Below are 14035 nucleotides of genomic sequence, written 5' to 3'. Positions count from 1 at the left end.
GTGTTTTAAAAGATTATGGAATTTTTATGAATATTACTGTAAAAAAATAATTTTTTAAAAATTTTCAATAATAACACTTTACAAAACTCAAAAAATTAGTAGAATAATAGTTAATAAGAATCTTCTGATAAATATATAAAGAAAAACAGAATTATCAGAAAATTCTTAAATGAGAGCGTTAAGAATTAGGGAGGGTACAGAAAGTGAAAAAGAAAAAAATGAAAAAACTAACAGCGGTTGTAGCACCAGTTTTAGCAATGAGTATGGCATTAACAGCATGTTCTACATCAGGTGGAGATAAGAAGACAAGCACAAACTCTAGCTCTGGCGGAGATAGCAAATCAGAAGAAAAATTAGCAGCGAAACAAGTACTAAATCGTACTGAAACAAATGAAATTCCAACAATGGATACTTCGAAAAGTACAGATACTTTAGGTTCTCAAATGCTAGGGAACACAATGGAGGGTTTATACCGTTTAGATAAAGATAATAAACCAATCCCAGCTGCGGCAGAGTCAAGCACGAAGAGTGAGGATGGTAAAAAATGTACAGATACTTTAGGTTCTCAAATGCTAGGGAACACAATGGAGGGTTTATAGATAAAGATAATAAACCAATCCCAGCTGCGGCAGAGTCAAGCACGAAGAGTGAGGATGGTAAAAAATATACATTTAAATTACGTAAAGATGCAAAATGGTCAAACGGTGATCCTGTAACAGCGAAAGATTTCGTATTTGCATGGCAACGTTTATTAGATCCGAAAACAGCTGCAGAGTATGCATTTATCGCATTCCCGATTAAGAATGCAGAAGCAATTAGCCAGGGGAAAGCAGAAGTTTCTACATTAGGTGTAAAAGCGATTGATGATCTTACACTTGAAGTAGAATTAGAACAAGCGGTACCATATTTCTTAAACTTAGTAGCATTCCCGTCGTACTATCCATTAAATGAAAAGTTTGTAAAAGAAAAAGGGGATAAATACGGTTTAGAGTCTGATACAACAGTATATAACGGACCGTTCGTTCTTACTGATTGGAAGCATGAGCAAGGCTGGAAACTGAAGAAAAACGATCAATATTGGGATAAAAAGACTGTGAAATTAGATGAGATTAACTTTAGTGTTGTAAAAGAACCAGCAACTCGTGTGAATTTATACGAGAGTGGCCAAATTGACTTCTCTCTATTGACTGGAGAATTCGTTGATAAATATAGAAATAATAAAGAGGAGTTTGGAACATATTCAGAACCAAGTACGTTTTTCATACGTTTAAACCAAAAACGTGGTGGGCAAGATACACCGTTAAAGAGCAAAAAATTACGTGAAGCAATTGCTTTATCGATTGATAAAAAGAATTTAGCGAATGTTATTTTAAATGATGGATCGAAACCGGCTGATTACTTAGTACCTAAAGGGCTAGCAAATGGACCAGACGGAAAAGACTTCCAAGAAACGTTTAAAAATGGTATTAAGCCAGATGCGAAAAAAGCAGCTGCTGCATGGGAAGAAGCGAAAAAAGAACTTGGAAAAGATCAAGTTACAATTGAGTTCCTAAACTATGATACTGGTAATGCGAAAAAAGTTGGAGAATATGTAAAAGATCAAATTGAGAAGAATTTAAAAGGTGTAACAGTTAATATTAAACTTCAGCCGTTCAAGCAAAAACTGAAATTAGAAACAGAGCAAGATTATGATATTTCATATGGTGGATGGAGCCCAGACTATGCAGATCCAATGACATATTTAGATATGTTTGAATCTAATCACTCTCACAACCAAATGAGCTACTCTGATGCGAAATATGATGAAATGGTTAAAAAAGCTGGAGGAGAGTTAATGAGTGACGCGAAGAAACGTTGGGAAGAACTAGGGAAAGCTGAAAAATTATTACTTGAGCAAGATGTAGCACTTGTACCTTTATATCAAAATGCTAGATCTTATGTAATGAAACCGACTGTAAAAGGAGTTGTTAAACATAATATTAGTCCGGAGTACAGCTTTAAATGGGCTTATGTAACTGAAAAATAATAAGTTGAAAAAGCATTCCGAAAGTAGACTACTTTTGGAATGCTTTTTTATTATGAGATTAAATGTAAACAAACCAACAAGCACAAGGGAAATGGTACGTTTATAGTAAATGGGGGAAATTTGTATAGCAACAATAGTAAAAAATACGTTTTACTATTACAAAAAAATAATTTTTAGAATATTTTAAAAATAACTTTACAAAAATAGAAAAGTTAGTAGAATATTAATTAATAAGAATTTTCTGATAACTAGTTATTAGAAAATCTCTCAAAATTAGTTTCGTACATATAATTGGGGAGGGTACAAAAATGAAGAAAAAGATGAAAAAGTTCACGGCGGTTGTAGCGCCAGTTTTAGCGATGAGTATGGCGTTGACAGCGTGTTCTGGATCTGGTGGGGAGAAGAAAACAACTACGACGTCTAATGGTGGTGGGGAAGAGAACAAATCCGAAATTAAATACGCAGCAAAACAAGTATTAAATCGTACAGAGAATCAAGAAATTCCGACGATGGATACGTCTAAATCTACTGATACGTTAGGGTCACAAATTTTAGGGAACACGATGGAAGGATTATATCGTCTTGATAAAGATAATAAGCCAATCCCAGCTGCTGCAGAATCTAGTACGAAAAGCGAGGATGGCAAAAAATATACATTTAAATTACGTAAAGATGCAAAATGGTCGAATGGTGATCCTGTAACAGCGAAAGATTTCGTATTTGCATGGCAGCGCTTACTTGATAAAAATACAGCGTCAGAATACGCATTTATTGCTTACTATATTAAAAACGCAGAAGCAATTAATAAAGGTGAAAAACCTCTAACAGATTTGGGGGCAAAAGCAGTAGATGATTATACACTAGAGGTAGAATTGGAAAAGCCTGTACCATATTTCTTGAATTTACTAGCATTCCCGTCATACTATCCGTTAAATGAAAAATTCGTAAAAGAAAAAGGCGATAAGTACGGTTTAGAAGCAGATACAACGGTGTATAACGGGCCGTTCGTGATGTCTTCATGGAAACATGAACAAGGATGGCAGCTAAAGAAAAATGATAAGTATTGGGATAAGAAGACTGTAAAATTAGAAGAAATTAACTATAGTGTAGTGAAAGAAGTTGCGACGAAAGTAAACTTATATGATACAGGGTCAATTGATTTCACACTACTATCAGGAGAGTTTGTGGATAAATATAAATCAAACAAAGAAGAATATGGCGAGTATGCAGAATCAAGTACATTCTTCTTACGTTTAAATCAAAAGCGTAACGGACAAGATACGCCGTTAAAGAGCAAAAAGCTTCGTGAAGCAATTGCATTATCGGTTGATAAAAAAGGACTGGCAAATGTTATTTTAAATAATGGTTCAAAAGCAACAGATCAATTAGTACCAAAAGGACTTGCGACAGGACCAGACGGTAAAGATTACCAAGATACATTTAAAAATGGTCTGAAATATGATCCGAAAAAAGGTGCAGCAGCTTGGGAAGCAGCGAAAAAAGAACTTGGAAAAGATCAAGTTACAATTGAATTACTAAGCTATGATGATGGAACTGCGAAAAAGATAGCTGATTATGTTAAAGATCAAATTGAGAAGAATTTAAAAGGTGTAACAATTAATACAAAAATTCAGCCTTTCAAACAAAAATTAAAATTAGAGACTGCACAAGATTATGAAATTTCTTATGCAGGTTGGAGTCCAGACTATGCGGATCCAATGACATTTATTGATATGTTTGAATCGAAGAGCCCATATAACCAAATGAGTTATTCAAATGCAAAATACGACGAAATGGTACAAAAAGCAGGTAATGAATTAATGGGTGATGCGAAGAAGCGTTGGGAAACGTTAGGGAAAGCAGAAAAATTATTCCTTGAAGAAGATGCGGGATTAGTTCCTTTATATCAAACAGGAAGAGCGTATGTAATGAAACCGAATGTAAAAGGAATTGTGAAACATAACATCAGTCCGGAATATAGCTTTAAGTGGGCGTATGTAACGGAAGAGAAATAAGAAAAAAGAGCGTTTGAAAAATATATTATTTATTTTTTTAAACGCTCTTTTACTATTCAATTAAATTTAAATAGATAGAGAAGAATAAGAGAAGTAGTACTTACATATAGTAGGTGGGGGAGAATTCGTATAGTAGTAATAGATTGTTATTAATTTAAATAAATTAATTATTATGAATATTCCTTAAAAAAACTTTACAAATTGTGAAAAATTAGTAGAATGATAATTAGTAATAATTTTCTGATAATTCAAATTAGAAATCTCTCAAAGTTAGTTTCGTACATATAATTGGGGAGGGTACAAGAATGAAGAAAAAGATGAAAAAGTTTACGGCGGTTGTAGCGCCAGTTTTAGCGATGAGTATGGCGTTAACAGCGTGTTCTGGATCTTCTGGTGGGGAGAAGAAAACGACAACGACATCTAATAATGGTGGGGAAGAGAAGAAGTCTGATATTAAATATGCGGCAAAGCAAGTGTTAAATCGCACAGAAACGAATGAAATTCCGACGATGGATACTTCTAAAAATACAGATACACTAGGCTCACAAATTTTAGGGAACACAATGGAAGGTTTATATCGCCTTGATAAAGATAATAAGCCAATCCCAGCTGTAGCAGAATCTAGCACAAAAAGTGAGGATGGTAAAAAATATACATTCAAATTACGGAAAGATGCAAAATGGTCAAACGGTGATGCTGTAACAGCGAAAGATTTCGTATTTGCATGGCAACGTCTAGTAGATCCAAAAACAGCTGCTGAATATGCATTTATCGCTTACTATCTTAAAAATGCAGAAGCGATTAATCAAGGGAAAGCAGAAGTTTCTACATTAGGTGTAAAAGCGGTAGATGATTATACGCTTGAAGTGGAACTAGAAAGACCAGTACCATATTTCTTAAACTTAATGGCATTTGCGTCATACTATCCATTAAATGAAAAGTTCGTGAAAGAAAAAGGGAATAAATTTGGTTTAGAGTCTGATACAACAGTATATAACGGACCGTTCGTTCTTACTGATTGGAAACATGAGCAAGGCTGGAAATTAAAGAAAAATGATCAGTATTGGGACAAAAAGACTGTAAAACTAGAGGAAATCAACTATAGCGTAGTAAAAGAACCAGCTACTAGAGTAAATTTATACGATACAGGTGCCATTGATTTCGCGCTTTTATCAGGTGAATTTGTTGATAAGTATAGAAATAATAAAGAAGAGTTTGGCGCATATTCGGAAACAAGTACGTTTTACTTACGTCTAAATCAAAAACGTGGCGGGCAAGATACACCGTTAAAGAGTAAAAAATTACGTGAAGCAATTGCATTATCAATTGATAAGAAAGCTTTAACGAATGTTATTTTAAATGATGGTTCAAAACCAGTGGATTATTTAGTAGCAAAAGGTTTGGCGAGTGGACCAGACGGTAAAGATTTCGCAGAAACGTTCAAGAATGGTTTAAAACAAGACTCCAAAAAGGCAGCGGCAGCTTGGGAAGAAGCGAAAAAAGAACTTGGAAAAGATCAAGTGACAATTGAACTTTTAAATTATGATACTGGTAATGCGAAAAAAGTTGGGGAGTATGTAAAAGACCAAGTTGAAAAAAATCTAAAAGGTGTGACGGTAAATATTAAACTGCAACCATTTAAGCAAAAACTAAAATTAGAATCAGACCAAGATTATGATTTTTCATATGGTGGTTGGAATCCGGATTATGCGGATCCGATGACATATCTTGATATGTTTGAGACGAAAAATTCGCAAAACCAGATGAGCTACTCAAATTCAAAATATGATGACATTATTAATAAAAGTAAGACAGAATGGATGGCTGATGCCAAAAAACGTTGGACAGAGTTAGGAAAGGCTGAAAAAATATTACTTGAAGATGATGTAGCGCTTGTACCTTTATATCAAAATGCTCGATCATATGTAATGAAACCAAATATAAAGGGAATTGTGAAACATAATATTAGTCCAGAATATAGCTTTAAATGGGCGTATGTAGAAGAGAAATAAACAAGAGAAGAGCATTTTCAAGTTGCGGTATTGCACTTGGAAGTGCTTTTTTATGTGCACAATTCATTGATGGATGAATATATGTATTATAGAAAATTTAAAGGAGAATTCCATGAAACGAAACACATACATCGATTTCTTAGCTTATTACGGAATAGGGAGTGCTCATCCTGGCGGTTTTACGTTAACAAAACAATTGTTAGCACAACTGCCTTTTAGATATGGAGCTAACGTCCTTGAGATAGGCTGCGGTACGGGGAAAACAGCAGCGTATATGACAAAAGAATATGGTTATAAAGTAACGGCGGTTGAACAGAATGAGATTATGATTCAAAAGGCGAAAGATAGATGGTCGTATGAAGGAATAGACATTCAATTAATTGAAGGAAAGGCAGAGCAATTACCTTGTTTACATGAATCATTTGAGTTCGTACTCGGAGAATCGATACTTGCTTTTACAGAGAAAGAAAGGGTTATCTCGGAGTGCCATCGTGTATTACAGAAGGACGGAAAGTTAGTTGTAATTGAAATGATTATTAATGCCCACATTGGGAGGGAAGAGGAAGAGAAGATCGCCCAATTATATGGCATGAACGAACTATTAACTGAGAGTGAGTGGATACAATTATTTCAGAAAGCAAACTTTAGGCGGGTTACAATTGCTGGCGGTGGCACAATTGCAGAAACAATCTCTAGCTATATAGAAGAGCCAGAATGGAATGTATCACAATTTATTCCGAATGAGTTATATGAGGCATGGGTACAGCATGAAAATGTACGGCTTATGTACCAACATATTTTAGGTCATCGTATTTTTATATGTGAAAAATAAAGAAAGAGAGTTGGCTAAAGATAGTCAACTCTTTACTATGTTAAATGAAAAATAACGCAGCTAATGTAATTCCGAAGATGAAACCAAATCCGAGTTCAACACCCCAGCCACAACCGCCGCCTCCCCAGCCGCCGCAACTACCACAACCACGACCGCCACATCCACAGCCGCTGAATCCACCACCACAACCAAATCCACAACTATCACATCTGTTAAGGCCGCCGCAAAGATCACAACCACCGTTTGCATATGCGTCGTAGTATCCGAATCCTGAATCAAAAGATGAGTGCTGTTGCACTGGTTCAATCCATACAGAGCTATTTGTCACATCAATTATTTTCCCTAAATGAATGCGACCATCACGATCTTCAATGCGAACGACTTTACCGAAATAACGTCGGCACGTATCATAACATTTTTGTCTATGCATGTTCTTTCCTCCTTCCGCATTACAGTAATACGATATGTAAAGGGGACAAGTGCGGCTTGTACGAATGCCCTATCTATCATAATTGTTATAGGAAAGGGGAAATATAGGAAGAGGATATATAAGGAGGAAAAGGCATGAAATCTACAGATCAGTTTCAGACATACGAAGTACAGTGGGAAGAATTTATTGAAGCTTTGCGAGAGGAAATGAAGAAGCAAGTAGGGGCAGATATCATTGATACAGTAGTTTGCAATTTAGAAGATGGTTTTGAAGTGTATACATATGTGCAGGGGGATTTGGATTTTGAATATAAGGAAGCGCTTGAAAGGAAATACGGGAGCGATGCAAAAACTCCTAATGTGTTAACGATTATGTTGTTAGCTAGCATTTATAGTACAAGTGAAGAGAATATACGCTTACATGCGGATCATAAAGACAATCCGATTGTTGAAGTGTATGTGAAGCAATAAAACACGCTGTGAAGGCGTGTTTTTTATTTATATGATAAAATGTTAGAAAATTAAGAAAGATGGTGATGGGTTGAAAATTAAACATCTTAATTTAACAGTTGCAGATGTAGTAGCTGCGAGAGAGTTTTTAGAAAAGTATTTTGGCTTAACTTGTAGCGGAACAAGGGGAAATGGCTTTGCGGTTATGCGTGATAATGATGGGTTTATATTAACGTTAATGAAAGGTAAAGACGTACATTATCCGCAAACATTTCATGTAGGGTTTCCTCAAGAAAGTGAAGAACAAGTAAATAAGATGAATCAAAGATTGAAGGAGGATGGATTTCTGGTCGAACCTCCTAAACGTGCACATGCGTATACGTTTTACGTTGAAGCACCTGGTGGATTTACAATAGAAGTGATGTGTTAAGTCAAAAATCAAACTTTTTGTTATGTGTTTTTAAAATAAAAAGTAGGAAAAGTCTGTTTTAAGTGTAGAGCTTAAACAGGCTTTTTTACTTATATTATCGGATAGAAAACGCTAGAAGGAATCATATTCAGTTTTTATAACTGTTTACATAATAAAGTTATGTTGTGTTCGTTGTCCTAAAATACAAGTCATATATCTTGTATCCTCTCATAAATTTAAACATAGGAATTTGTCTACAAAGGTGGCGAAGCCTCATCATGAAAATTCGAATTTGTGCCACATTCATGTTGTTTCTATTTATATGGTTACATCCTTTTTGGACTTTTGCAAAAGGAGAGGAGGCAAAGGAAAGGGTCGTTTCACTTGTATATGATGATTCGGGCAGCATGAGAAATAACGATCGCTGGAAATATGCCAACTATGCTTTGCAAAGTTTAGTTGCGCTATTAGATGAAAAAGATAAATTTTCTTATGTTCCAATGAGCAAGCCGAATGATCCATTAAACATTTCTTTAACGAAAGATAAGAGACAAACGGAAATTGAGGGAATTGGAGCATGGAAAACGTATTTAAATACTCCGTTTAGTGCAGTAGAAACGGCGATGCAATCTATAAAAAAGGAAGCAGATATAGATGGAAAACGTGAATTTTGGCTTATTGTCTTAACTGACGGGGCATTTAATGATTTAGAGAAAGATAAGGTTGGCGGAAAAGAACAAATTACACAGAAGTTAGCACAGTTTAAGAAGGATATGGATGCAAAAAAGATATCATTACATCCGGTTTTAATTACGATGGAAGAGGATTTAGGACAGCAAGAAAAGGCACAACTAAATACGTTTAAAGAAATATGGAAGAAAGAGATAAATGGAGTTGCGATGCCATCTAGTGGAGAGGATGGTATTGTAAAAAGCGTCAATCAAGTGGCAGCATTAGTTGCAAATCGTGATCCATTCTCTTCTGTGGAATCGATTGTAAAAACGAAAGTAGTAGGGAAAAAAGTAGAGATTACAACACCATTTCCGTTAAAGCGTATGACGCTTGTACGACAATCACCTTCTTTGTCTAATTATCAGGTCACACAAATTTCTAAACCATTACAATTACAATCTTCTTTTTCTATACATGCACCAGGCGAAGCGAAATTGTTCGGAAATATAGTTCATATAAGTACGGAAAATGAGGAAGTTATTAAACCAGGAACTTATACGATAGAAGTGGACCGAGATATTGAGAAAGAAGGATTACAAGTACTAGTCGAACCGGCGCTTAATTATACCGTTTCTACTTATGACAAAGATGATAGTAGTCAAAAAAATATGGAAAAAATGTACGAAGGTGTTACTGCTGTTATTGAAGCGAAGCCTACGGAATTACCAATTCAGTCTTCATATTTTCAGGCAGAAGTAGAAATAGACGGAAAACAGTACCCGATGAAGTGGGACGATAAAAAACATGTATTTTACTACGAAATGAAGATTGATAAAGGGTTAGTACGCGGGAAAGTTCATATGAACATAAAAGGATTTTACAGACAAACGAAAGAATTTAAAATCGAAGCAACGGAAAAACCAAAATTATCACTGCAAACGATTACGAAAGATTATGAAGAAAAAGTAACAAATTTAGAGAATAGTAAACCGTTTATTATACAACCACAGTTAGATGGTAAGCCGATGACAGAAGAGGCTGTCAAAAAACTATTAAAATCTACTGGTGTCACATCTAAACAATCAATCAACTATGAAATAAAACAACATGGTAATCAAATTTATATTTATCCTCGCCCTCATTACTCCGACACATTCAATTTCACAGATACCGGCACCGTAGAAGCTACCATCGTAGTGCAGGATTCAAAATTACATGAAGTAAAGAGAAAAATATCACTTCATATTCAAAATGCACCGTTTTATGAAAAGTATGCGCTTATCTTTAAGTTTGTTATTCCTATCACTTTATTACTGTTAATAGTGGGAATAATCGTTTTAGGATGGATTGTCCGTCCAAGATTTCACCGGAAAGCACTATTGTATTACGAATGGGATCAAGAGGTAGCGAAAGATTGGTTATATCAATCTGAACCAGAGTTACTTAAAAATAAATGGTGGAAGCACTATTTTGGCATTCCATTCCGAGCAGAAAGAAAGATTGTGCAATCCGTTACATTTATAGCAAAGAAGGGATCGAAATCGATATTTGTGGCGAAGGAGTCACAAGTAGTAGGAATGATTATTGATGGGATGTTTGTAACAGAGGATGAGGTTGGAAGGGAACATAAGACGCTGTATCCAAATGAATTTTTAGTAATTGATAGAGGGTATGGTAAAGAGATTTATAGGTACGAGTGTGAATAGGAGATAGTGCAAAGAGGGGGATTTTAGCTTTCCCTCTTCTTTTCAAACAAGCAAGAATAGGAAGGTGGTTCACATGACGTTACAAGTTCCAACGATATTAATTGGTTTAGGTGGAATCGGTAGTACTGTGACACATCAAATATATGAAAGGTTACCTGAGGAACGCCGAAAAAAGGTAGCAATGCATGTATTTGATACAGATGTGAATACATTAAGTAAATTTGATCATATTCGAAAGTTTAAGACGCAAACGAGTTCGAGTAAAACGCCAAGAGAGTATATTGCGGGAGATCCAACGATTCCAGAGTGGTTTCCAATGGACCCGACTATACTTGATAAACCACTGACAGAAGGGGCAGGACAGTTACGCGTCATTTCCCGTTTAGCGTTACGTGCTGCAATGAAAGAAGATAAACTCACCTCCTTTTGGCAAGAAATTGAGAAGATCTTTCCGGTTACAAGCGATCAAACGGAATATGGAGTACGTGTCATTATAGTAACATCACTAGCGGGTGGAACAGGTTCAGGGATGTTTCTACAAATTGCATTATATTTACGTGAAATGCTTCGGAAAAAACTGCAGCATCACAACATTTTAATACGTGGTGCGTTTTTAATGCCGGATGTGTTAGTGAAGACGAGAACGGTTAGTGCGAAAGAGTTTGAAACGGTGCAAGCAAACGGCTATGCCTCGTTAAAAGAATTACATGCCATTACACTCGGTTCTACTGGAGAATTATCCAAACGCGGTGGCGTTACAATTGAATTAGAATATCGACCTGATCAAGTAGATGAAGACGGAAGAACGAATCATACAATAAAACAACATCATTTACCGTATAATTATTGTTTCTTATATGATTACGAAAATTTACATGGACACCATCTGCATAATTTATCAGATTATATGGAGCAAATGGCAAATACGATTTATTTACAGTTGTTTAGTCCGATGTCTGCAAATCATTTTGCGCAGGAAGATAATCAAATTCAGCAATTAGCAGAATCAAGCGGGAAAGGGCGATATTGCGGGGCAGGAACGGCAAAGATTATTTATCCGTATGAGCATGTGTTAAAATATTGTGCTTTAAAATGGGCCGTGCAAGGTTTAGATGAATCGTGGCTTCATTTAGATCAATTGTTTCAAGAGAAGAAGCAAAGATATGACCAAGATGTAAAACGTGGTATGCAGCGTGAAAAGCCAGAGCGTGGGAAAAGTTATTTAGAAGACTTAGAACATCTTGCTACTCGTCCAGAACAGGCTCATATTTTCTATAGACAAATGTACAATGAAACGCGTGAAGGAGCAGAGGGTGGTAAGGTTGGTGTTGCAAAATCTAAACTGTTTTTAGAAGCTGTAGAAAGTTATGTACAGCGTACGGTGCAAAAAGACGAGGAATTAAATCGTCTGCAGCATGAGTGTAAAATTTCAGCTGCGAAGCTGAAAATGATGGAGCAAATGAAAGGTGAAGTAGCAAGAGTGGATCATGCGGTTCGTTTATATGCATATGCGATTCCGAGCCGTGTACATGAACATGTAACGACACTATTGTATGACATGATTGAATCAGATCGTTTTTCGCCAAGTGGTTCTGAGGGGCAGTCCTATCAATTAAATACATGGTTTTTAAAGAAAACAGATTCTGTTCATCCAGTATCAGCTCGTTTTATGTTGTATGAAATTCGAAAGCAGTTAGTAGAAAAAATGAATCGACTACATGAAAATAATGAACAAAAGCGTAATTTAATTCAAAACTACGATAAGAAATTTAATGTAAGTAATATTGATGGAACGGTAACAGCTGTGCGTCGAGTAGAAATCGCGCAGCAACAAGGCTGGGTTGGAAAAATGATTAATAATCAGCAACGTTTATTTAAAAAAGAATTTGAAGATATTGTAACGCAGTACGTACACAAATTAAACGAGTATCGTAAAGAAATGCTATTAGAACTCGTGTATCAATCGCTATATCAAGCAGTTAACAAAATGATTCAATACTGGGAAAGATTTTTTGATAATTTACATGAAACACGTGAAAACTTACTGTTTGAAATTCAAAAACGAAGCAAGGAATTTGAAGGGAAAACAAACCCAACGAATGTATACGTATTAGCTGAAGAGAAGCTGCAAGAAAAGATATGGCAAGATATGCAGCAACATTTAAATTTAGGTGTATTACCGAAAGATATATCTGCGGAAATTTATATGAGTCTATACGGGGAATATTGCCGAGATGCGAAAACAGAAGAGATTCAATCGAAAAAAGTAGAAGACTTTTATCGTGAGCACATATTAAGTTATTGCTACGATGAATTACAAATACGCTATCGTGATAAATTAGAGCTGAATATCGTTGAGGCGTTACGAAAAGAAGCGGATTATAAGAAGCGTGATCGTGATGAATACGTCCGTGAAAAAATTGAAGACCTCTTCCATTTAGCTAGCCCATTTGTGCCGAAAGTTTCCCATCATAGGGAATTACAATACTGGGGTATACATCCATCTTTAAAGAAAGAACTGCAAGAGGAATTAATTCAAGAAATGTTTAAGGAAAAGGATACAGTACATGAAGCTTTTTCGCCATTTGAAGTAATCTGTTACCGAGCACATTATGGTTTATCGCTGCAAGACTTTCCTAAGCTTTCGTCGGGACATATTGCAAATGGATTTATGAATGATAAAGGTGATTATTTTCAGTCATACTATCGTCGTGTGAACAAGTTGAATAGTAAAAAATCTAGTTTAACGCCGCATTTAGATAAGTATTGGCACTTACCAGCCTTCATGCCAGACTTAAATGCAACGCAAACGAAATTAGATTACGATAAATGTAATCGCGCTCTTCTATACGCGTATATATATCGGTGGATTAGTTTAGTTGCTGTTGATGGCCAATTCGTGTATCAATATAACGGTGTTGGACGTAGTTTCTTAATTCAGTCGATGGGGAAAAACATTTCAAGCGAAAGTTATAAATTACACAGAGCATTGCTTCATAACCCATTTATTTATGAAAACATCTTGTCCAGATTTGAAGAAGAACAAGAAAAGGCGATGATACAAGGTGGACATTTATATACACATCCATTTGTATTAGGTGCTCAAGATATTAGATGGCTACGTAAAGAGCATGTCCATAATATTTTAGATATGATTTTAATGTATGACCGTGAAGCAAAATATGACCCAACGTTAGAAGAAACTTCTGATGAATTATTAAGGTTATTCCTTGATGAAATTGAGTTATATTTCCAAAACTATTATGGTACAGGTGCTGATATGGTTGCAAAGAAAGAGAAAGAAATGTTTATAAAACAATTGTGGGATCGTTCGTACGCGAAAGGTTATGTAGATCCAAATAGTGCTCCCTATAAAAAGTGGCAAAATTTATTAAGCGTTCATGATGAAGAGGAAACGCCAAAAACGAATGTATAATGAATGAAAAGGGAATCCTTAAAAGTGGCAATACAACTTTAGAAAAGA

Annotated in this window: 8 protein-coding genes and 1 pseudogene; 8 read left to right on the top strand and 1 reads right to left on the bottom strand. The window is 35.5% G+C overall.

Features of this window, described 5'->3' with window-relative positions:
* Positions 1-203: 203 nt before the first annotated feature.
* The 4 genes and pseudogenes from DN390_RS26590 to DN390_RS26575 all read left to right on the top strand — a co-directional run bounded on the left by DN390_RS26590 (position 204) and on the right by DN390_RS26575 (position 6885).
* Positions 204-2026, top strand: a pseudogene (locus DN390_RS26590) (peptide ABC transporter substrate-binding protein).
* Between the two features lie 308 nt (positions 2027-2334).
* A complete protein-coding gene (locus DN390_RS26585; protein WP_000728453.1) occupies positions 2335-4041 on the top strand; it encodes a peptide ABC transporter substrate-binding protein in 1707 nt (568 codons plus the stop codon).
* 305 nt (positions 4042-4346) lie between these two features.
* Positions 4347-6053, top strand: a complete 1707-nt coding sequence (locus tag DN390_RS26580; RefSeq protein WP_147808918.1) for a peptide ABC transporter substrate-binding protein — start codon at positions 4347-4349, stop codon at positions 6051-6053.
* A gap of 112 nt (positions 6054-6165) precedes the next feature.
* Positions 6166-6885 (top strand): class I SAM-dependent methyltransferase, encoded by a 720-nt coding sequence (locus DN390_RS26575; RefSeq protein ID WP_147808917.1) that lies wholly within the window; start codon positions 6166-6168, stop codon positions 6883-6885.
* A gap of 40 nt (positions 6886-6925) precedes the next feature.
* Here DN390_RS26575 and DN390_RS26570 read toward each other — a convergent pair whose 3' ends face one another.
* A complete protein-coding gene (locus tag DN390_RS26570; protein ID WP_147808916.1) occupies positions 6926-7315 on the bottom strand; it encodes a hypothetical protein in 390 nt (129 codons plus the stop codon).
* 134 nt (positions 7316-7449) lie between these two features.
* On the opposite strand from DN390_RS26570, the gene DN390_RS26565 reads away from it, so the two are divergent.
* From DN390_RS26565 to DN390_RS26550, 4 genes are all read left to right on the top strand, one after another.
* A complete protein-coding gene (locus tag DN390_RS26565) occupies positions 7450-7785 on the top strand; it encodes a hypothetical protein (RefSeq protein ID WP_147808915.1) in 336 nt (111 codons plus the stop codon).
* Between the two features lie 70 nt (positions 7786-7855).
* The gene (locus DN390_RS26560) at positions 7856-8194 is read left to right on the top strand and encodes a VOC family protein (RefSeq protein ID WP_147808914.1); all 339 of its coding nucleotides are present in this window, start codon (positions 7856-7858) and stop codon (positions 8192-8194) included.
* Between the two features lie 257 nt (positions 8195-8451).
* The gene (locus tag DN390_RS26555) at positions 8452-10551 is read left to right on the top strand and encodes a vWA domain-containing protein (RefSeq protein WP_147808913.1); all 2100 of its coding nucleotides are present in this window, start codon (positions 8452-8454) and stop codon (positions 10549-10551) included.
* 73 nt (positions 10552-10624) lie between these two features.
* Positions 10625-13987, top strand: coding sequence for a tubulin-like doman-containing protein (locus DN390_RS26550; protein WP_147808912.1), 3363 nt, complete (start codon positions 10625-10627; stop codon positions 13985-13987).
* Positions 13988-14035: the final 48 nt, after the last annotated feature.

It is taken from the genome of Bacillus sp. SH7-1 (genome assembly GCF_008042405.1).
Classification (GTDB): domain Bacteria; phylum Bacillota; class Bacilli; order Bacillales; family Bacillaceae_G; genus Bacillus_A; species Bacillus_A thuringiensis_N.
The sequence above is the reverse complement of the archived record's forward strand: the minus strand, read 5'-3'. Positions and strand labels throughout refer to the sequence as shown.

Bases quoted from the DNA above. Each gene is read 5' to 3' on its own strand.
- DN390_RS26585 (WP_000728453.1), top strand. From the start codon at position 2,335: ATGAAGAAAAAGATGAAAAAGTTCACGGCGGTTGTAGCGCCAGTTTTA.
- DN390_RS26580 (WP_147808918.1), top strand. From the start codon at position 4,347: ATGAAGAAAAAGATGAAAAAGTTTACGGCGGTTGTAGCGCCAGTTTTA.
- DN390_RS26575 (WP_147808917.1), top strand. From the start codon at position 6,166: ATGAAACGAAACACATACATCGATTTCTTAGCTTATTACGGAATAGGG.
- DN390_RS26570 (WP_147808916.1), bottom strand. From the start codon at position 7,315: ATGCATAGACAAAAATGTTATGATACGTGCCGACGTTATTTCGGTAAA.
- DN390_RS26565 (WP_147808915.1), top strand. From the start codon at position 7,450: ATGAAATCTACAGATCAGTTTCAGACATACGAAGTACAGTGGGAAGAA.
- DN390_RS26555 (WP_147808913.1), top strand. From the start codon at position 8,452: ATGAAAATTCGAATTTGTGCCACATTCATGTTGTTTCTATTTATATGG.
- DN390_RS26550 (WP_147808912.1), top strand. From the start codon at position 10,625: ATGACGTTACAAGTTCCAACGATATTAATTGGTTTAGGTGGAATCGGT.